The 18,138-nt window shown below is 66.6% G+C and carries 22 protein-coding genes; 9 read left to right on the top strand and 13 right to left on the bottom strand.

Going from position 1 to position 18,138, the window contains the following annotated elements; translation table 11 throughout:
- Positions 1–115 precede the first annotated feature (115 nt).
- Complete coding sequence (gene purH / locus NJT13_RS16745; RefSeq protein ID WP_254522796.1) at positions 116–1,747, bottom strand: bifunctional phosphoribosylaminoimidazolecarboxamide formyltransferase/IMP cyclohydrolase; 1,632 nt, start codon at positions 1,745–1,747, stop codon at positions 116–118.
- A gap of 177 nt (positions 1,748–1,924) precedes the next feature.
- On the opposite strand from purH, the gene purB reads away from it, so the two are divergent.
- Both purB and NJT13_RS16735 read left to right on the top strand, forming a co-directional pair.
- Entirely contained in the window at positions 1,925–3,313 is a 1,389-nt protein-coding gene (gene purB, locus NJT13_RS16740) for an adenylosuccinate lyase (protein ID WP_254522795.1), read from the top strand.
- 112 nt (positions 3,314–3,425) lie between these two features.
- Positions 3,426–4,202, top strand: coding sequence for a CPBP family intramembrane glutamic endopeptidase (locus tag NJT13_RS16735; protein ID WP_254522794.1), 777 nt, complete (start codon positions 3,426–3,428; stop codon positions 4,200–4,202).
- Between the two features lie 96 nt (positions 4,203–4,298).
- Here NJT13_RS16735 and NJT13_RS16730 read toward each other — a convergent pair whose 3' ends face one another.
- Positions 4,299–5,180 (bottom strand): DUF8173 domain-containing protein, encoded by an 882-nt coding sequence (locus tag NJT13_RS16730; RefSeq protein ID WP_254522793.1) that lies wholly within the window; start codon positions 5,178–5,180, stop codon positions 4,299–4,301.
- A 134-nt stretch (positions 5,181–5,314) separates the two neighbouring features.
- On the opposite strand from NJT13_RS16730, the gene NJT13_RS16725 reads away from it, so the two are divergent.
- Positions 5,315–5,737 (top strand): EamA family transporter, encoded by a 423-nt coding sequence (locus tag NJT13_RS16725; RefSeq protein WP_254522791.1) that lies wholly within the window; start codon positions 5,315–5,317, stop codon positions 5,735–5,737.
- Entirely contained in the window at positions 5,737–6,153 is a 417-nt protein-coding gene (locus NJT13_RS16720) for an EamA family transporter (protein WP_254522790.1), read from the top strand. The genes NJT13_RS16725 and NJT13_RS16720 overlap by 1 nt, the downstream gene beginning before the upstream one ends.
- 36 nt (positions 6,154–6,189) lie before the next feature.
- On the opposite strand, the gene NJT13_RS16715 is transcribed toward NJT13_RS16720, so the two are convergent.
- The 9 genes from NJT13_RS16715 to dapA all read right to left on the bottom strand — a co-directional run bounded on the left by NJT13_RS16715 (position 6,190) and on the right by dapA (position 13,325).
- On the bottom strand, positions 6,190–6,417 hold the full coding sequence (locus tag NJT13_RS16715) for a YgaP family membrane protein (RefSeq protein WP_254522784.1): 228 nt from the start codon (positions 6,415–6,417) through the stop codon (positions 6,190–6,192).
- A 105-nt stretch (positions 6,418–6,522) separates the two neighbouring features.
- Positions 6,523–7,659 (bottom strand): M20 family metallopeptidase, encoded by a 1,137-nt coding sequence (locus tag NJT13_RS16710; protein WP_254522782.1) that lies wholly within the window; start codon positions 7,657–7,659, stop codon positions 6,523–6,525.
- Positions 7,656–8,489, bottom strand: coding sequence for a diaminopimelate epimerase (gene dapF / locus NJT13_RS16705; protein ID WP_254522780.1), 834 nt, complete (start codon positions 8,487–8,489; stop codon positions 7,656–7,658). Before dapF ends, NJT13_RS16710 begins: the two co-directional genes overlap by 4 nt.
- A gap of 189 nt (positions 8,490–8,678) precedes the next feature.
- Complete coding sequence (gene lysA, locus NJT13_RS16700; RefSeq protein WP_254522778.1) at positions 8,679–10,004, bottom strand: diaminopimelate decarboxylase; 1,326 nt, start codon at positions 10,002–10,004, stop codon at positions 8,679–8,681.
- A gap of 50 nt (positions 10,005–10,054) precedes the next feature.
- On the bottom strand, positions 10,055–10,435 hold the full coding sequence (locus tag NJT13_RS16695; RefSeq protein ID WP_254522775.1) for a type II toxin-antitoxin system VapC family toxin: 381 nt from the start codon (positions 10,433–10,435) through the stop codon (positions 10,055–10,057).
- 6 nt (positions 10,436–10,441) lie between these two features.
- Positions 10,442–10,693: an AbrB/MazE/SpoVT family DNA-binding domain-containing protein gene (locus tag NJT13_RS16690; protein WP_254522773.1), complete on the bottom strand. Its 252-nt coding sequence runs from the start codon at positions 10,691–10,693 to the stop codon at positions 10,442–10,444.
- Positions 10,694–10,804: 111 nt separating this feature from the next.
- Positions 10,805–11,641 carry a 2,3,4,5-tetrahydropyridine-2,6-dicarboxylate N-succinyltransferase gene (locus tag NJT13_RS16685; protein ID WP_254522772.1) on the bottom strand — a complete coding sequence of 279 codons (837 nt, stop codon included), beginning with the start codon at positions 11,639–11,641 and terminating at the stop codon, positions 10,805–10,807.
- Complete coding sequence (gene dapB, locus NJT13_RS16680) at positions 11,638–12,405, bottom strand: 4-hydroxy-tetrahydrodipicolinate reductase (RefSeq protein ID WP_254522769.1); 768 nt, start codon at positions 12,403–12,405, stop codon at positions 11,638–11,640. The genes NJT13_RS16685 and dapB overlap by 4 nt, the downstream gene beginning before the upstream one ends.
- Positions 12,402–13,325: a 4-hydroxy-tetrahydrodipicolinate synthase gene (gene dapA, locus NJT13_RS16675; protein WP_254522767.1), complete on the bottom strand. Its 924-nt coding sequence runs from the start codon at positions 13,323–13,325 to the stop codon at positions 12,402–12,404. The genes dapB and dapA overlap by 4 nt, the downstream gene beginning before the upstream one ends.
- Positions 13,326–13,693: 368 nt before the next feature.
- Between dapA and NJT13_RS16670 the strand changes: the two genes are divergently transcribed.
- Together NJT13_RS16670 and NJT13_RS16665 are read left to right on the top strand one after the other, a co-directional pair.
- Positions 13,694–14,518, top strand: coding sequence for a M48 family metallopeptidase (locus NJT13_RS16670; RefSeq protein WP_254522765.1), 825 nt, complete (start codon positions 13,694–13,696; stop codon positions 14,516–14,518).
- 81 nt (positions 14,519–14,599) lie between these two features.
- Positions 14,600–15,097: a LabA-like NYN domain-containing protein gene (locus NJT13_RS16665; RefSeq protein ID WP_254522761.1), complete on the top strand. Its 498-nt coding sequence runs from the start codon at positions 14,600–14,602 to the stop codon at positions 15,095–15,097.
- 107 nt (positions 15,098–15,204) lie between these two features.
- Here NJT13_RS16665 and NJT13_RS16660 read toward each other — a convergent pair whose 3' ends face one another.
- Positions 15,205–15,381, bottom strand: a complete 177-nt coding sequence (locus NJT13_RS16660; RefSeq protein WP_254522759.1) for a hypothetical protein — start codon at positions 15,379–15,381, stop codon at positions 15,205–15,207.
- A gap of 195 nt (positions 15,382–15,576) precedes the next feature.
- Between NJT13_RS16660 and NJT13_RS16655 the strand changes: the two genes are divergently transcribed.
- Positions 15,577–16,065: a PUA domain-containing protein gene (locus NJT13_RS16655; protein WP_254522757.1), complete on the top strand. Its 489-nt coding sequence runs from the start codon at positions 15,577–15,579 to the stop codon at positions 16,063–16,065.
- 7 nt (positions 16,066–16,072) lie between these two features.
- On the opposite strand, the gene NJT13_RS16650 is transcribed toward NJT13_RS16655, so the two are convergent.
- Positions 16,073–16,693 (bottom strand): HD domain-containing protein, encoded by a 621-nt coding sequence (locus NJT13_RS16650; RefSeq protein WP_254522755.1) that lies wholly within the window; start codon positions 16,691–16,693, stop codon positions 16,073–16,075.
- A gap of 143 nt (positions 16,694–16,836) precedes the next feature.
- Between NJT13_RS16650 and NJT13_RS16645 the strand changes: the two genes are divergently transcribed.
- Both NJT13_RS16645 and NJT13_RS16640 read left to right on the top strand, forming a co-directional pair.
- Positions 16,837–17,217: a nascent polypeptide-associated complex protein gene (locus NJT13_RS16645; protein ID WP_254522752.1), complete on the top strand. Its 381-nt coding sequence runs from the start codon at positions 16,837–16,839 to the stop codon at positions 17,215–17,217.
- Entirely contained in the window at positions 17,205–18,002 is a 798-nt protein-coding gene (locus NJT13_RS16640; RefSeq protein ID WP_254525476.1) for a methyltransferase domain-containing protein, read from the top strand. The genes NJT13_RS16645 and NJT13_RS16640 overlap by 13 nt, the downstream gene beginning before the upstream one ends.
- The last annotated feature ends 136 nt before the right edge of the window (positions 18,003–18,138 follow it).

Below are 18,138 nucleotides of genomic sequence, written 5' to 3'. Positions count from 1 at the left end.
AAACGCCATCGCAGCATCCACCTTTTTCCACTCGGGTTCGCTCCCGGTGGTCGCTCACCGCTCGCGCAAAAATCTGGCCCAAAAAGCTGCTCGCTCCCTTCGGTCGGTCGCGGATCTAATCGTGCCTGAAACTCCGCTGGCCCGTAAACGCCATCGCCATGCCGTGTTCGTCCGCGGCCTCGATCACGTCCTCGTCGTTGACCGAACCGCCCGGCTGGACGACGGCTCCGATGCCCGCCTTCGCGGCCTCGTCGATACCGTCCGGGAACGGGAAGAACGCGTCCGAGGCCATGACTGCGCCCTCTGCATCCTTGCCCTCGGCGTGCTCGTCGGCTTTTATCGCCGCGAGTCTGACCGCGTCGACGCGAGAGACCTGCCCCATTCCGATGCCGACTGTCTCCGTACCCTGCGCGAAGAGGATGCCGTTCGACTTCACGTGCTTGAGCGTCTGCCAGGCGAACACCATCGTCTCGAGTTCCTCGTCGGTCGGCTCGCGTTCGGTGACGACCTCGAGGTCGTCGACCGAGATCGACTGCAGATCGCGCTCTTGAACCAGTCGTCCGCCGACGAGCGGTTTCTCGGTGAAGCGTTCGGTGCGCTCCCCGAGGTCACCAACGTCGAGTACGCGGAGATTTTCTTTTTCGAAGAGCACCGCGAGCGCGTCGTCGGTGTAGCCGGGTGCGACCACGACCTCCTTGAACGAGTCGACGATCTGTTCGGCGGTATCGGCATCGCACGGCCGATTCAGGGCGACGATGCCGCCGAAGGCGCTCATGGGGTCCGTCGAGAGCGCCTTCTCGTAGGCCGCGGACAGCGAGTCGGCGGTCGCACAGCCGGCGGGGTTGGTGTGCTTGATGACCGCCGCCGCGGGTTCGTCGAACTCCTTGATGAGATTCAACGCGCCGTCGGCGTCGTTGTAGTTGTTGTACGACAGCGCCTTCGCGCCCTCGTTCAACTGGTCGGCGTGGACGACGCTGGCCTCGTCGCAGGTGAAATTGGCGTAGACCGCGGCGTCCTGATGCGGGTTTTCCCCGTAGCGGAGGGTATCAGCGCGGTCGCTCGAGGTGAATCGACGCGCGGGCAGCCCCTCGGCGTCCGGCGCGCTCGGCGCATCCGCTTCGACGGTCACCTCGCCGGTTTCCGGATCCACGTCCAGCGCCCCCTCGGCGAACCACTTCACGGCCCGGGTGTACGCTCGAAACTCGCCCTCGTAGAGGACGCGCTCTTTGAGGGTTTCCTCGTCGTCGCCCTCGTACACCGGAATCGGCTCCTGGGTGACGATCGGCCCGGCGTCGACGTCCGCCTCGACGACCGCGCCGTCCTCGTCTGTCGCGTCCGTCACGACGTGAACCGTACAGCCCGTCACCGAGACGCCGGCCTCGAGCGCGTCGCCCCAGGCGTCCATGCCGGGAAACGACGGCAGCAGCGACGGATGGACGTTCAGCGTGGTCGGAGCCTCGTCGAGGAACGTCTCGGAGAGGATCCGCATGTACCCGTCCAGACAGACCAGGTCGAACTCGTAGTCCGACAGCGCCTCGAGAACGGCCGCCTCGTGGTCGCGACGGCTCATCCCGTCCTCGAGGGGGACGACTTCGGTGGGGATCCCGCGCTCGGCGGCGGCCTCGAGCACCGGCGCGTCCGCCGCGTTCGTCAGGACGACGGCGAACTCGGCTCCGCCCGGTTCGCGGTCGGCGATATTCAACAGGTTGCGCCCTCGGTTGCCGGCCATCCCGGCGATTCGCGTCATGGTCGAACCCGCGCCCGCGAGCGGCAAAGTGATTGCGGTCTCGAGCACCGACATATACACGTTCGTGTATCGATACAATCGTATTCGCAGCTCCATCCCCGGAGGTATGCACGCTCGTGGCGTCGTCGGGCCGGTGGTTTCGACACGCTTTTGCGACCCGCTCGACCAACGACCGGTATGACCGAGACCGACGCCCTGTACGCCGTCTCCCCGCTCGATGGCCGGTACGGCGGCCGGACCGCACCGCTGTCGCCGTACGCGAGCGAGGCCGCACTCATGCGCGCCCGAGTCCGCGTCGAAGTCGAGTACCTGATCGCGCTGGCCGACCTCGAGGCGACGCCGCTGGAACTCGACTTCGAGGAGCGCACCCACCTGCGGAGCCTCGCCGAGAGCTTCGCCGAGGAAGACGCGCAGTTGATCAAGAAACTCGAGACCGAGGGCCACGCCGACTTCGAGGCGACGAACCACGACGTCAAGGCCGTCGAATACTTCGTCCGCCACCGCCTTCCCGAGGGGAGCGACGCGTCGGCCTGGATCCACTTCGGGTTGACCAGCGAGGACGTGAACAACCTGGCCCACCGACTGCTCGTCCGGGACGCCGTCGACGAGGTCCTCCTGCCCGAACTGTACGACGTCCGCGAGCGTCTCGCGGACATGGCGCGGGACTACCGCGACCTTCCGATGCTGGCACGTACCCACGGCCAGCCCGCGACGCCGACCACGTTCGGGAAGGAGATGGCCGTCTACGCCTCCCGGCTGGCCCGTGCCACCGGTCGCATCCGGCTGGCGACCGACGACCTGCGAGGCAAACTCGGCGGCGCCTCCGGAACGTACGCGGCCCACGTCGCCGCCTATCCGGACGTCGACTGGCAGGCCTTCGCCCGGGACTTCGTCGAGGGGCTCGGCCTCGAGTTCGAGGCGCTGACGACGCAGGTCAACCCCTGCGACGACCTCGCGGCCCTGTTCGACGCGTTCCGCGGAGCCAACGCGGTCCTGCTCGACCTCGACCTCGACGTGTGGCTCTACGTCTCCGATCGCTACCTCGGGCAAGAGGCCGTCGAAGGCGAAACGGGGTCCTCGACCATGCCACACAAGGTGAACCCGATCGACTTCGAGAACAGCGAGGGGAACCTCTCGAAAGCAAACTCGGACCTCGCCTTCCTCGCTGATTACGTCACCACCTCCCGGCTCCAGCGCGACCTCTCCGATTCGACCGTCAAGCGTAACATCGGACCCGCCTTCGCCCACTGCCTGATCGGCTACGGTAAGACCGCTGCCGGCCTCTCGAAGGTCGTCCCCTCCGAGCAGGTCATGCACGACGACCTCGAGGCGACCCCCGAAATCATCGGCGAGGCCGTCCAGACCATCCTCCGGCGCGAGGGCCAGGCCGACGCCTACGAGCGCGTCAAGGCAGTCACCCGCGGCAAGGACGTCACGCTCGCTGACTTCCGCGAACTGTTCGACGACCTGGACGTCGACGAGGACGTCCGCGAGGAACTCCACGCGCTGACGCCGGCCGGCTACACCGGCGTTGCGAGCGAATTAGTCGACGACATGACCGACTGACGGCCGAATGGATGCCGGGCGAGGGTCGATCGGATCCGATCGGCCCCCGCGGCGTTCAATTAACGCCGGTCGTATCAATACCTATTTTTATCGATGGTGATAACGAAACCGTGTGCGCTCGAGCAAGCGGCGACGCGTGGGGGCGCGGGTCAAACGCGGGACGCGGGCGGTCGGCGTCTGCCTCGTGGTTGGACTGTTCGGCTACGCGAGCGGCACGGTCGCAGGGGTGGGAACGATCGGTCACCTCACCGCGCTGGGCTACGGTACGCGGACGGTCGAGGAAATCGGACTCACGGTGGGGTTCAACGTCGTGGGTGCCGGCGGCACGGCGCTCTCGTACATGATCATCCGTCGACGCGGGTTCGATCGGCGTTTCGTCGCCGATTTCCTTCGGGTCCGATGGCCGACGGTCTGGGACGTGGCCTGGGTCGTCGCGGGACTGGTCGGTGCGTTCGTCGTCATGATCGGGTTCGAGGCGGTCGTCGACCTGCTCGAGCCCTTCGGCGGCAGCGACGGAACGACTCACTCCGGAATCGAAGAGGGCCGGACGTATCCGGCCCTGTTTCTGGTCAGGATCCCGATCGCCGTCTTGCTGACTGGTCCCGGTGAGGAACTCCTGTTCCGGGGTGTCCTCCAGTCGCGACTCGAGGAGACGTTCCCGACCGTCGTCGCGGTGGGTCTCGCCGCCCTGGTGTTCGGATGTATCCACCTGCCCGTGTACATGGGCGAGGAAATCGGCGCCGTCGTGGTGAGTATCGGAACAGTAACGACGCTGGGGCTCTTCTTCGGGATACTCTACGAAGCCAGCGACACCTTACTCGTCCCGGCGCTGGTTCACGGCTGTTTCAATGCAACCGTCTACCTCGTTAATTACCTCTCCTACGCGTGATCGACTCGAGTCACCGAACCCCGGTTCGGGAGAAACGCGATCCGGGGGCGAAGACGGTGACCGGGCGTTTCGTGCAGCGAGAGAGCGAGTGGACGCTCAACGGGAGTCGTCCCGAGCGCGATCGGATCGTCCGGCGTCCCCGTCACCGGCCGGCCGAGTCGTGGTCTCGTCCAGCCGGTTGTCGGACTCGAGATCCCGGGTCGCGCCGTCGAGCCGATCGTCCCGGCGTCCCGTCCCGGACGCGTCGAAGTCGGTCGGGTGGGCCCGTCGATTCGACTCGTGTTCGTGTGACCCGCTCGAGGCATCCAGCGCGGTCTCGACCGGCACCGACCGTGTTCGTGAGCGGGGGCCCGACCCAGGACCGGCGGACGGGGAGCTCGAGGACGTCACTAGCGCCTCGCCTCGCACCGCCTCGTACCCGCTGCCGACGATCGTTCCGCAGCCGAGACACACCGCGACGATGGTCACGATCGCCCCGAAAACCGGCACCAGCTGGCTCGTCCCGAGTACGAGCGTTCCGAGCACCAGCGAGCGCCACAGCGATTCCGAAGTCGATCCGAGCCGGCTGTCGAGTCCGTCGCCGACGACGATCGCGCCAATACACCCCCCGACGACGAACATCGCGGCACACGCGAACAATCCCGGTATCGCGACGAGCGCACCCAGCAGGATCAACAGCAGGTGCTCGAGAGCCATCCCGGCGAACAGCGGCAGCGCAGAACCGAGAAGCAGGCCGAAAAAGGCGACGAACCCGACGGCGAACGCGACGTCCGGGTCGGAACGCACCTCGTCTCGGCGGTTCCGCACGGATCGCGGGGCGACAACGACCGTCCCGGTGGCGACGATCAGCGTAACGAGCATCCAGGCTCCCGCGACGGTGACGGCCTGCGTGAGGACGGAACCGGGAACCGTGGCGAGGCTGCTCGACGGCGCGGCCGGCGGCGACGGAACGGTGAGAGCGGTTCCAGCGACGATCACGAATGTAAATCTGTTCGAAGCGACGAAACGCGTAACTAAAAAAGTGCTGTCGACGCGAACCGAATGCGATACCGTCGCGATCGCTCGAGAAGCCGAATCGGACCGTAAAAGTCGCCCGCCGATCGACGAGTGGTATGGAGTATCTGCTGTGGGTGCTCGTCGCACTCGTCGCGTACGGGCTGATCGCACCGCTGACGAGCGTCGTCACGTCCGACGTGCCGCCCGCAGTCGCGCTCTTTCTCTCGACGACGATCTTCCTCTGCCTGACCGCCGTGGTCCTCGTCGTCACGGGGACGGGCCGGCCATCGGACGTGACCACGCCCGCGGCGGGGATCGTCTACGTCGCGGGCCTCTTTCTGTCGACCGGCATCCTCGCCTACTACCAGGCGCTCGAACAGGGACCGGTCAGCGTCGTCGTCCCGATCTACGGCCTCTTCATCGTCGGGAGTTCGATCATCGGAATCGCGTTCCTCGGCGAGGACTTGACCGCGACCCGCGCTGCCGGCATCGTCGTCGCCGCGCTCGCGATCTATCTCGCCGCCGGAGGTGAGGAGTGATGCGTCGGTACCTCGAACTGTCGATTCTCGCCTGTCTCGCGTACAGCCTCGTCGCGCCGCTGCTCTCGGTCGCGATGACCGACCTCCCCAGCACGCTCGCCGTGTTCCTGTCGAATTCGGTCATGTTCGTCACCGTCGGCCTCGTGATCGCCTACCGGGGCCTCCGGGTGCGGCCGTACCTCCGTCACCCCCAGACGCCGACGCTCATCGCGATCGGCGTGTTGCTAACGATCGGCCTGTTGAGCTACTACCGGGCGCTCGCACTCGGCCCCGTCAGCATCGTGGTGCCGATCTACGGGCTGTTCATCGTCGTCAGTTCGCTGATCGGTATCGTGGCCTTCGACGAGACCGTCACCGCTCGCAAACTCGCCGCCATCGGGCTCAGCGTGGTGGCGATAGCGCTCATGTCTGCGTAGAGCACCGTCGAAAACGGCCCGTCACGGCCGGCACCGTCACTCGGTCGTATCGATTCCGGCGGCGTCGTTGATCGGACACTTCCGGGTCAGTCCAGTCACCAGCAGGATCCCCCCGACGACGAGGGCGACGACCGCGGTCACGATTCCGACCGCCCAGAAGCCCGTCAGCGCGGCGATACCGGCCAGCACGGCCACCGCGCCGACGACGAGGCGCCCGGTGCGATCGATTCCTCCGACGTTCTTTTGCATGGTAACTACCCACATGCAATTGGGCTTCCGTTGACAAAACCGTTCGGTGTACCACTCGAGCGATACGTATCGGCGAGCGACCGTTCGGGACCCATCGAGCGAGGGCGGGGCCCGGTTCCGCTACGCGAGCAGTTCCGAGAGCGTCGTCTCGAGCGCCCGCGCCGCCGCTCTGACGTCGTCGACCCGAACGTATTCGCGCGGGGCGTGTGCGACGGCCCCCTCGTCGTCGGCGAGTACGCCCGGTCCGAAGACGACCGTCGGCGCGTCCGCGGCGAAGTACGAGGCTTCCGTCGCGGCCGTGAACGGGCGGACGTCGCCGCCGGCCGCGTCCGCGAGGAGACCGACGACTCGAGCGTCCGGATCGGTCTCCCAGGCCTCGAGGAACGGCGTCGGCCGATCGGTGAACTGGAACTCGACGCCCACGTCGTCGGGAACGGCGGCTCGAAGGTGTGCAATCAGCGCCTCGTGAAAGCCGTCGGCTGTCTCGGGCGGCACGCTCCGTCGGTCGACCGTCAGCGCACAGTCCGCCGGCACCTGATTGGTCGCCCCGCCACCTTCGACGACGGTCGGTGTGAGCGTGGCCGCACCGAGTTGGGGGTGGGCCGGTGGCGCGTCCTCGCGCTCGTCGAAGGTCCGGAGCGACTCCAGGACCGGCTCTAGCGCCGCGACCGCGTTGATTCCGGTCTCGGGTTCGGCGGCGTGGGCGTTCGCCCCGGAGAGGTGAATCGTTCCCTGGAAGCGCCCCTTCGCGGCCGTACAGACGTCGAGGCCGGTCGGTTCGCCCACGATCACCGCGTCCGCGTCCCGCGTCGGTTCGTCCTCGCTCGAGACCAGCGCGTACGCGCCCGTCGAGAGGACTTCCTCGTCGGGGGTGATCGCGAGCGTCACGCGGCCGTCGGTCGGCTCGACGGCGAAAAACGCGGCGAGGATGGCCGCGAGTGGGCCCTTCGCGTCGCAGGATCCGCGGCCGCGAACGACGTCGGCGCCCCCGTCGGTGGTGCGTTCGAACGGAACGTGCGGCGACACCGTATCGATGTGCGTGTTCAAGACGACGTGTGTCTCGGCGGCGGCGGCCGGGGGCCCACGGGAGGCTACTACGGCCCCACCGTCGTCGATGCGAACCGCGAAGCCCCGCTTCTCTATCGTCTCGCGGAGAAAGCCGCGCATCGGGTCGACGTCCTCGTGGGAGGGGTACTGAACCGCGTCCTCGAGAAATTCGATCGGCTCGAACGCGTCGTCCTGACGGGTCCCCGTCACGACTCGACCGGCGGTTCGACGGCTACCTCGCCGTCGAACTCGTGTTCGACGGGGCCGGCGAGCGTCGCGTTCCCGCGCTCGTTGAAACTCACCCGCAGGTCCCCGCCGGGCGGGGAGACCGTCACCGGGTCGGCGTCCGTAAGCCCCAGTCGGCGGGCGACGGTGGCGATTGCGACCGCACCGGTGCCACAGGACTCGGTCTCCGCTTCGACGCCGCGTTCGTAGGTTCGCTGCCGGAACCCGCCCGACCCGTCGGGGCTCGCGATGGAGACGTTCGTCCCCTTCGGGAAGACGTCCGCGTAGCGAACCGGCGGTGCGACCGCCTCGAGGTCGACGTCGTCTACGTCGTCGACGAACGCGACGGCGTGGGGGACGCCGGTGTTTACCATCGTCACCTCGAGGCCTTCGATCTCCGTTTCGAACACCTGTTCGTCCGCGTCGACGGGGATCTTCGTCGGGTCGAACGTGGCGGTGCCCATCTCGACGACGATGTCGCCGTCGTCCGCCCGATCGGCGCGCAGCGTCCCCGCCTGGGTATCGATCATCACGCTATCGGTATCCGTGCGCTCCATCGCCCACTCGGCGGCACAGCGAGCGCCGTTGCCGCACATCGGGGCGACCGACCCGTCGGGTTGAACGAGCGTCATGACGACGCGGGGCGGATTGAACTTCTCCTCCAGGGCGAGATAGAGAACACCGTCGGCACCGACGCCGGTGTCGCGGTCGCACGCGCGCTCGGCGAGTGCTGCCCTGTCGGGGACGTATTCGTCCGCGTGGATAATTAGAAAGTCGTTGCCGGTGCCGTGGTACTTCTGGAATGGAACGGTCATCGTGCGATCACTGGGAGAGTGTCTCGTCGTCGCGGTCGCCGGGGCGCTGCCGCGGCGACCGAGATGTCGTGTGCTACCCCTCGGTTCGGTTCCGCCTTGAATCCGTCGCTCGCCGGCCGCTCTCTCGAGACCCGCTCCTCGTTCACACGTCCCGCTCTCGGTTCGTTCCTCACCGGTCGACTTCGTTCCTCACCGGTCGTCCGTGCGAGGCCCGCGCTTCGTTCGGGTCTCGCGCTCGAGCCGGGTGACGTCGTCGACGGTCTCTCGGCGTCGCGAGAGAAAAACCGCGTCGCCGTCGAGGACGACCGACGCGGGTCGCGGCCGGGAGTTGTACTGGCTCGCCATCTCGTAGCCGTAGGCCCCGGCGTTGCCGATCGCGAGGACGTCACCGCGTTCGCTCGCCGGAAGGTCGCGGTCCGAACAGAACACGTCGCCGCTCTCGCAGATCGGTCCGGCTACTGTCTGTGGAATCGGCTCGCGAACCGCCGCATCGCTCGAGTCGACTCCGTCGGTGTCCACGTCGGCCGTCAGGTTCCGGATCGGGTGATAGGCGTCGTACATCGCCGGGCGCAGCAGCGTCGTCATTCCCGCGTCGACGCCGGTGACGGTCGTCTCTCGAGCCCGCTTGACCGTGTTTACGCCGGTCAGAAGGACGCCCGCGTCGGCGACGAAGTAACGGCCCGGCTCGACTGCGAGCCGGGCGTCGATCTCGCCGATGGCCTCTCGCGTCGCCTCCGCGACCGACTCGAGGTCCAACGGCTCCTCGTCCTCGTGATACGGCACGCCGAAGCCGCCGCCGACGTCGACGAACTCGAGGCCGTCGCCGCCGATCGCAGCGTCCACGCGTCTGGCGAGGTCGCCCATCCGCGCGACGAACTCTCGGTGAGCGGCGAGTTGATCGCTCGAGACGCCGGAGCCGACGTGGGCGTGGATCCCGACGACGTCGAAGTCGCGCTCTGTGGCATCTTCGAGCACGTCGACCGCGCGTTCGGCCGGGACGCCGAACTTCGCGGCCGCGCCCGTCCGTACTTTTGCGTGGTGTCCGGCGCCGATACCGGGGTTGACCCGGAGACAGAGCCGGCCGTCGTAGCCGCGGTCGGCGAGGCGGGAAATCGTGTCTTCGGAGCCCGCCGTGACCGTCAGTTCCGGGTGATCCGCCCAGGCGTCGACGACCCAGTCGAGATCCCGCGCGGGCGGATTGACCGCCGTGTAGTGGACGTCGGCACCCGTCGCACCCGCCTCGAGTGCCCGCTGGGCCTCGCCCGCGGAGGCACACTCGAGGCCGGCGCCCTCCTCGCGAAGCGCCCTGAGAACGTCTCCCAGCGCATTCGCCTTGAGCGCGTAGAGGATCTCGGCGTCGGGAAAGGCCGCGTCGACCCGCCGGTAGTTCTCCCGGACGCGCTCGAGGTCGAGGACGTACAGCGGCGTCTCGTACTCGTCGGCGAGGGACTCGAGTTCGGCCGCGTCCCAGTCGGAGAGGCGGCGGACGGGCGGCGAAACCGCAGCGTCAGTCATTGTCGATTCCAAGTCACCGCGAGGATTCAAGCGTTTGGGTTCCGTCTCGGCTACTCGAGTTCGACCGCTTCGATCGCGATCCTCCCGTCCGTTACATCGTCGAACGATTTGTCCGACGAGACGAGGGGATCTTCGTCCGCGTAGGCGACGTGGTACGCGTCGAACGCGGTGAGTTCGTCCTGCTCCATGTAGTCCGCCGCCTGGAACAGGACGTCTTCGTCTTCGGGGACCGCTGCAATCTCGAGCGCGTAGGTGAGCGCTTCCATCCGATCGAACTCGAATCTGTCCGAGATCACGAGCAACTCGAGCAGCGTCGCCCGCGAGGTGTAGATCTCTCCCTCGTTCTCGAGGGCGATCTCGGCCGCCCGATCCTGGAGCCAATCGTCGTCTTTTACGAGTGCGATGAAAAAATCCGTATCGGCGTAGATCATCGAATACTACTCACGCACGTCGTCTATCGCGTCTTCTCGAGCGGTCTCGTGCGCCGCTCGCTTGATCTCGTCGATCGATTTGTCGTCGAAGGCATCACCGACGGCGTCTCGGAGGCCCTCGATCGGGTCGTCTTTCAGCGGGATCAGTTCGACTCGATCGTCGAGTTCGACGACGCGGTATCGATCGCCGTGTTTCTCACGGATCTCGTGCGGAATGACGATTCGGCCCCGATCGTCGGCTTTAGCCCGTTTGCTCATTCTGATCCCACTACGAGGGGAACAGACAAAAATCCTCCCTCAAAAATCGACATCTTCCCCACACCGACTGCGAGACCCTGTTCGTTCGAGATCCGACCGCCGGTGACACGCCTACTCCCGCAGCGCGTCCTCGCGTTCGGTCGCCTCGAGCGTCTCGGTCTCCAGATCCGTCGCGACGACGGCGGGCTTGTACGCGCCGCCGTCGAAGAGGTCGTGGTCGCCGATCGAGGATTCCACGAAGCGGGTGAACGCGCGCCGGTCGGCGGGCAGTTCGCCGTAGAGAATCTCGTCCTCGACGAGGTCGTAGACCGGAATGCGCGGCGTCAGGAGGGTGTTCTCGCCGACGACGCTGTTCTCGCCGACGACGAAGCCGCTGGTGACCCGGCAGCCGGCGCCCAGCGAGACGTCGTCCTCGACGATGACCGGCGCGTTCTCGACCGGCTCCAAGACGCCCCCGATGAGGAGGTTCGCGCCGAGTTTGACGTTGTCGCCGATCTGGGCGCAAGAGCCCACCGTATCACACGAGTCGACCAGGGTGCCGTCGCCGACGCGAGCGCCGACGTTGACGAACGCGGGGCTCATCAGAATGCAGTCCGACCCGACGTTCGCCCCGCGGCGGACGACGGTGCCGTCCGGCGTATTTCGGCTGCCGCGATCGCCGTACCCGCTCGAGTCGGCAAGCGGAAGGACGTCGTTGTACGTGACGCCACCGTACTCGCGAGGTTCGGTCGCGCGCAGGCCGAAGTTGAGCAGGATGCCCCGTTTGACCCACTCGTTTGCCTCCCACGAACCGCCGTGTTTCTCGGCGGCGCGGATCTCGCCGTCCTCGAGGGCGTCGAGGAAGGCGTCCAGGGTCGCGTACTCGTCTTTGCCGGCGGTCTCGGCACTGATGGCGTCGTTCTGTTTCCGCTCCCACAGCTCGCCGATATCGGTCTCGAGTGCGCTCATTCTGCGATCACGTCCGCAAAGTCGTAGCTGCCCGCCTTCTGTCCAGCGATCCAGACCGCCGCGTCGACCGCTCCCGCGGCGAAGACGCCGCGGTCCTCGGCGCGGTGGGTGAGTCTGACCTCCTCGTGGTTGCCCGCGAGAACGACTTCGTGTTCACCGGTGATGTCACCGGCGCGCAGCGCGTGGACGCCGATCTCGCCGGTCTCGCGCGGGGCGTCGCCTTCGCGACCGTGCGTGCGGTCGGTGAAGTCCCCGTTGGCCTCGATCTCGGAGAGCAGCCGGTTCGCGGTGCCACTCGGCGCGTCGCGCTTTCCGTTGTGGTGGGTCTCGACGAGTTCGACGTCGTAGCCCGGCAGGTTTCGCACCGCCTCGCCGACGGCGTTTACCAGCGCCCGAACGCCGCGGGCGAAGTTCGGCGCGTGGAGGACGGCCACGTCCTCGGCCGCGGCCTCGAGCGCCTCGCGGCCGTCGTCGTCGAAGCCGGTCGTCCCGGTGACGAACGCGACGCCCGCGTCGGCGCAGGCCTCGGCGTAGTCGACAGCGGACTCCGGTCCCGTGAAATCGATCACGACTGACGGCTCGCGGTCGACCACCAGCGAGTCGAACTCGGCCGCGGATTCGACCTCGACGCCGTCGACGGTCTCCTCGTCCGGCCGACGGTTGACGGCGAAGACCACCTCGCAGTCCTCGCGGGCCGTCGCGGCGGCGATCACTTCCCGGCCCATCCGGCCCGTCGCGCCGGTGACGCCGAGCCGTACCGTCATCGATCCCCCTCCGCGGCGTCGACGACCGCGGTCGTATCGCGCTCTAAGTCGGCGAGAACGGCCTCGAGCCCCTCGCGGTACTCGTCGGCCAGGCGCGTCAGCGGCGAGCGCATGCGAGCGGGACCGTAGCCCCGGATCTCCATGGCCTCCTTGACCGGAATCGGATTGGTCTCCACGAAGAGTTCGCGGAACAGCGGGCCGAGTTCGTGGTGAAGCCGCCGGGCGCGCTCGTAATCGCCGTCGAGCGCTGCGCCGACCATCGCGCAGGTCAGTTCGGGTTCGACGTTGGCGGCGACGCTGATCGTACCGGTCCCGCCGACCGAGATGACCGGCAGGGTGAGCGCGTCGTCGCCCGAGAGGACCGCGAAGTCCTCGTCCGTCGTGCGCTCGGTTATCTCGCCGATCTGTCCAAGGTCGCCGCTCGCGGCCTTGTATCCCGCGATGTTCTCGTGGCTCGCCAGCTCGACGGCCGTGTCCGGCTCGATGTTTCGGCCCGTCCGCGACGGGACGTTGTAGACGATCTGCGGGAGATCGACGGCGTCCGCGATCGTTCGGAAGTGCTCGACCAGGCCGCGCTGTTCCGGCTTGTTGTAATACGGCGAGATGAGCAGGAGGCCGTCCGCGTCGGCCTCGGCGGCGCGTTCGGAGAGCTCGAGCGCCTCGCGGGTGTTGTTCGAACCGGTCCCCGCGATGACGGGCACGTCGTCGACGGCCTCGATGACCGCCTCGACGACGCGGACGTGTTCGTCGTGTGTCAGGGTCGCGGACTCCCCGGTGGAGCCGACGGGAACGAGCCCGTCGACGCCCGCGGCCTCGAGCCGCTGAGCGTCGGTCTGAAGCGTTTCGAAGTCGATCCGTTCGTCCTCGTCGAAGGGCGTACACATCGCCGGGAAGACGCCCGATAGGTCGATTGCTGTCATGGTGTGATGTGGTGTCGTTGAGTCGTGTATGAGCCCCCAATCGGTAGGGTGTATCGGTTCCGATCGGTGGGTGGTCGTGGTCGGTGGAACGCAACTGTGAGCGATCGAATCGCGCCCGGGACGGGGGTGCCACTCCCGCCTCGAGCACTCTCACGCGCGTTTACGTTTCGAAAAACGAGGGCTGGCGCCGCTCACGACGGTTCCGACGGCCGAGTGAGCGACGCGGCGCATATACCCCACACGAGGCCGAACTGACTTATTCGTTGTGACTTCGACCGAGCGCCACTGCTGTGCCGGGCCGGCTCAGGTGTCGAGAAGTAACATACAATTTCACGTCATTTATCCACGTTCGGTACGTACAGTTCCCTATGACTGACTTCGGCCTGAAGGTTCGAATGGCGGTCGTCGGCTCGATTCTGTTCGCCTTCTACATGCTCGTCGGAGCGTTCGGCCTCGCGATGTTCGGGTTCGGGGCGTGGCCGCTCGTCCTGCTGGGGCTGCTTGTGCTCCCGGTAATCCAGTACAAGATCGGGACCTGGTCGGCGACCAGACGCGCAGAAGAGATGCCCGAAGAAGGGCAGTATCGCGACGTCCACCGAATGACCGAATCGCTGTGCCAGGACATGGGTATCGACAAACCGAAACTGATGGTCATGCAGATGGGGGTCCCCAACGCCTTCGCGACCGGCCGGAAGGGCAACGGTGTCGTCGTCGTCTCGACGGAACTCCTGACTCTACTCCAGCGTGACGAACTCGAGGGCGTGATCGCGCACGAACTCGCCCACATCAAGAACCGGGACGTCCTCGCGATGGTCCTCGGCAGTTCCATCGCGATGATGGTCGGGTGGGTCGCGTACATGGTGTACATGTTCGGCGGCGAACGCAACATCGGCAGTATCTTCGTCGGCATGATCATCTCGAACGTCGCACAGATGCTCGTGATGATCTTCGTCCTCGCAATCTCGCGATACCGCGAATACGTCGCCGACGACGACGCCAGCCAGTACATCGGCAGCGGCGACCCGCTCGCTCGCGCCCTCGAGAAGATTTCTCAGGGGTCACAGGGTCGCGAGTCACAACTCGACGACAGCGTGAGCGCGCTGTGTATCTTCAACGCCGACCGGTCGCTTCTCGAGAAGGTGTTCGCGACGCACCCGCCGATGGAGAAACGAATCGAGAAGCTCCGCGGGTAGGCTCGTTCGGATCGTGCCCGATCACGATCGATCGGGACCGACCGACGAAATTTTTTACGCTCGTCCCCGATATCGTGATACGTGACGGAAATTCACCCCGGTCAGCGCGTCGCCGTCCTCGTCGACGCTCAGAACCTCTACCACACTGCACAGAGCCTCCACAGCCGCAACATCGACTACTCCGCCCTGCTCGAGAAGGCGGTTCAGGACCGCCAACTCACCCGTGCGATCGCGTACGTCATTCGCGCGGAGGCGCCCGAAGAGGAGAGCTTCTTCGAGGCGCTCGTCGACATCGGCTTCGAGCCGAAGATCAAGGACATCAAGCGGTTCGCGGACGGGACGAAAAAGGCGGACTGGGACGTCGGGATGAGCCTGGACGCGGTGACGCTCGCGAACCACGTCGACACGATGGTCCTCTGTACGGGCGACGGCGACTTTTCCCGGCTCTGTTCGCACCTGCGCCACGAAGGCGTCCGCGTCGAGGTGATGGCGTTCGAGTCCTCGACGGCCGAAGAACTGATCGCCGAAGCCGATTCGTTCCTCGACCTCGGCGATCGCCACGAGACGTTCCTGCTCTGAGCGAACCCGAAGACACCACCGTGATCGACCGGGATCGGACGCTATCGGGTTCGAAATCGGCGAACGATGGGGACGGACCAAAAACGCGACTGGAACGGAACCGTCGCCTAATTTGGCTGTCTGTTCTGTGAGAGTCCGATCACGAGCGCATACCCCGTGACGAAGAGTGACGCACCCGCCAGGAGGTAGACGAACGGTCCCGTGACGAACGTGGCCGGGCCGATGAGCGTCAGGGTGCCGAGGACGAGCAAGGCAACCCCGAGACCGATCTGAGTAACGTCCATCGCTGACGGCAATTGAAGTTCGGATAGTATAACAGTCACTATCTCTGATCATGGCGAGCCGATACCGAACGGATGTGGCCGTTCCGATTTCCGCCGGAACAGTGGCTCACACGGACCACTTCGAAAGCAACGAGGTACCACTACCGACGCAGTCAGGTCGAAGGGCTTTCGACCCACCGGGTCCAACTCCGGCCGATGAGCGACCCATCGGACGGACACGCCGGACTTCCCGACCTCCGGACCATCGCCGACTATCAGTTCGGCGCGGGCGCGGGTGACGCACTCTTCCCGCCGGCGGACTCGCTAACGATCAAGCGGACGACCTCCGGCCGTCCACAGCAAATCCACGCGGAGGCGGGCCGCATCGTCTCGTTCGGCACCGACGGCCGTTTCACCCTGGGACTCGAGGGCGGGCGCCGTCTCCACGCCGGCCTCGCCCCACCGGCCTATCGGGTCGTGGTCGACGACGAGAGCGAGCCGTTCGTCCGCGACGAGAAGAACGTGTTCGCGAAGTTCGTCCTCGAAGCCGGCGCGGAGATCCGACCGGGTGACGAGGTGCTGGTCGTCCACGAGCGCGGCGAATTGCTCGCGGTCGGAACGGCACAGCTCGCCGCCGACGCGATTCTCGACTTCGAGACGGGGATGGCGGTGAACGTCCGCGAGGGCGCCCCCGCGGAACCGTGACCCGGTGCTACAGCTGACAGTCTCGACCGATCTCCCGTTCGTATCGCGCTTTGATCGTCTCGAACAGCGCGTCGCCAATCTCCGTCCGGATCCGCGGTGCTGCCGTCGCGAAGAACTCGTCTACGTTTTCGAACCGCGAGAACGCGTCGCTCGTATCGGCCGCGTCGTAGCGATCCGTTCGTTCGTACGCGAGCGCCTGGAGGCAGTTGTCGATCAGGTCCATGTCCTTGACGAACTGCGCGGTGGGCGTCCGGCGGGCCTCGTACTCCTCCCAGAGCGACAGAGTATCACGGTCTCGGTCCCGGAACGGGTCGAGGAGGGCGGTGATCGCCTCCCGCTCGAGCGCCGCTTTCTCCGCGGCGGTCACGCGCTGGTTCTCGTCGTCCGCTCGAGTGGCGAAGTCGCCCGTGCGCGCTTCCGCGAGGTCGTGGACGAGCGCCATCGAGATCGCCCGATCGCGGTCCACCGCGCCCTCGGTTCGATCCGCATAGAGGAGACAGAGCAACGCCGTGCCCCACGTGTGGGCCGCGACCGACTCGGGATTCTCGATCCCGCGGAGGACCCACCCCGTCCGGCGCTCGTCTTTCAGTTCGAGCACCTCGAGTAGCGCGTCGAGTTCGGTTACCATCGGGGCACGCTACACGGTCGCGTCGATTGAAAACGTCGGTCCGTCGATCCGCGGGTCCGGAGCCGCCCCGACGGATCCGTTCGGTTGCCCACCCCGTCGTCCGAACGACAAAGTAAAAGGGTGCCGGTGGCGACGTGGCGAGTATGTTCGGAGGAGGTGGCGGACTCAACCCGCGCAAGATGGAACAGATGATGGAACAGATGGGAATCGACGTCGAGGACATCGACGCCGAAGAGGTCATCATCCGCACCGCGGAGTACGATCTCGTCTTCAACAACGCCGAAGTCACCAAGATGGACGCCCGCGGCCAGGAGACGTACCAGGTCATCGGCTCGCCAGAAGAGGTCGAAGCCGGCTCGGCCGGCGAAAGCGCCGGAAGCGACGAGAGCGACGCCGGACCGTCGATCCCGGACGACGACGTCGAACTCGTCGCCATGCGAGCCGACGTCAGCGAGGACGAGGCCCGCGCGGCCCTGGAAGACAACGACGGCGACCTCGCCGCGGCGGTCGAATCCCTCGAGTGAACGGATCAGACGACGCGGACGACGACACCGCGAGCACCGACAGCGAAGGCGACCGCATTCCGGTCTTGCTCGTTCGCGGCGACCGCGAGTACCTCGTCGAGCCGGGCGACGAGATGGGAACCGACCTCGGCGTCCTCGAGGTCCCAGAGGAGGTCCAACCGGGCGACACCCTCGAGACCCATCTGGGCGACGAATTTCGGGTCCGTCGATTGCGGGGACCGGACCTCTTCCATCACTTCGAGCGGACGGGCGCGCCGATGATCCCCCGCGATATCGGGCTGGTGATCGGCGAGACGGGAATCGCAGGCGGCGACCGCGTGCTCGACGCCGGGACCGGAACGGGCGTCCTCGCCGCGTCGATGGCCCGCGCCGGCGCCTCGGTCGTGACCTACGAGCGCGACCCCGAGTTCGCCGACGTCGCCCGCGAGAACATGGCCCTCGGCGGCGTCGCCGACGCCGTCGAGGTCCGAACCGGCGACGTGACCGAGGAGTTCGAGGCCCTCGAGCCCGCGTCGTTCGATGTCTGCACCCTCGATACCGGCGACGCGCCGGCGGTCGTCGAACGCGCCCCCGACCTGCTCGTCGACGGCGGCTTCGTCGCGGTCTACAGCCCGTTCGTCGAGTCGACCCGCGAGGTCGCGGAGACGGCTCGCGAAGCCGGCCTCTCGGCCGTCACTACTCGAGAGACGATCCAGCGCGAGATGCAATTCGACGAACGGGGCTCGAGGCCATCGACCGCGCCCGTCGGTCACACCGGCTATCTGACGGTCGCGCGCAACGAGTAGCGCGATCCCGGTACACTCGAGTTGGTCGTCGCGTATCGAGACGATCCTCCTTTCGGTTTTACGACCGGTTCACGAACTCGAGATGGCAGTGGCCAGGAGCGGACTCCGAGCACGGCGAGGGGGCCGCGACCCGGGG

This window comes from Natrinema caseinilyticum, from assembly GCF_024227435.1.
GTDB lineage: Archaea > Halobacteriota > Halobacteria > Halobacteriales > Natrialbaceae > Natrinema > Natrinema caseinilyticum.
Note: the sequence above shows the minus strand (reverse complement) of the source record. Positions and strands in the feature narration are given on the sequence as shown.

Bases quoted from the DNA above. Each gene is read 5' to 3' on its own strand.
- NJT13_RS16645 (WP_254522752.1), top strand. From the start codon at position 16,837: ATGTTCGGAGGAGGTGGCGGACTCAACCCGCGCAAGATGGAACAGATG.
- NJT13_RS16685 (WP_254522772.1), bottom strand. From the start codon at position 11,641: ATGAGCGCACTCGAGACCGATATCGGCGAGCTGTGGGAGCGGAAACAG.
- dapB (WP_254522769.1), bottom strand. From the start codon at position 12,405: ATGACGGTACGGCTCGGCGTCACCGGCGCGACGGGCCGGATGGGCCGG.
- NJT13_RS16720 (WP_254522790.1), top strand. From the start codon at position 5,737: ATGCGTCGGTACCTCGAACTGTCGATTCTCGCCTGTCTCGCGTACAGC.
- NJT13_RS16690 (WP_254522773.1), bottom strand. From the start codon at position 10,693: ATGAGCAAACGGGCTAAAGCCGACGATCGGGGCCGAATCGTCATTCCG.
- lysA (WP_254522778.1), bottom strand. From the start codon at position 10,004: ATGACTGACGCTGCGGTTTCGCCGCCCGTCCGCCGCCTCTCCGACTGG.
- NJT13_RS16725 (WP_254522791.1), top strand. From the start codon at position 5,315: ATGGAGTATCTGCTGTGGGTGCTCGTCGCACTCGTCGCGTACGGGCTG.
- dapF (WP_254522780.1), bottom strand. From the start codon at position 8,489: ATGACCGTTCCATTCCAGAAGTACCACGGCACCGGCAACGACTTTCTA.
- purB (WP_254522795.1), top strand. From the start codon at position 1,925: ATGACCGAGACCGACGCCCTGTACGCCGTCTCCCCGCTCGATGGCCGG.
- NJT13_RS16715 (WP_254522784.1), bottom strand. From the start codon at position 6,417: ATGTGGGTAGTTACCATGCAAAAGAACGTCGGAGGAATCGATCGCACC.
- NJT13_RS16650 (WP_254522755.1), bottom strand. From the start codon at position 16,693: ATGGTAACCGAACTCGACGCGCTACTCGAGGTGCTCGAACTGAAAGAC.
- dapA (WP_254522767.1), bottom strand. From the start codon at position 13,325: ATGACAGCAATCGACCTATCGGGCGTCTTCCCGGCGATGTGTACGCCC.
- NJT13_RS16670 (WP_254522765.1), top strand. From the start codon at position 13,694: ATGACTGACTTCGGCCTGAAGGTTCGAATGGCGGTCGTCGGCTCGATT.
- NJT13_RS16655 (WP_254522757.1), top strand. From the start codon at position 15,577: ATGAGCGACCCATCGGACGGACACGCCGGACTTCCCGACCTCCGGACC.
- NJT13_RS16695 (WP_254522775.1), bottom strand. From the start codon at position 10,435: ATGATCTACGCCGATACGGATTTTTTCATCGCACTCGTAAAAGACGAC.
- purH (WP_254522796.1), bottom strand. From the start codon at position 1,747: ATGACGCGAATCGCCGGGATGGCCGGCAACCGAGGGCGCAACCTGTTG.
- NJT13_RS16660 (WP_254522759.1), bottom strand. From the start codon at position 15,381: ATGGACGTTACTCAGATCGGTCTCGGGGTTGCCTTGCTCGTCCTCGGC.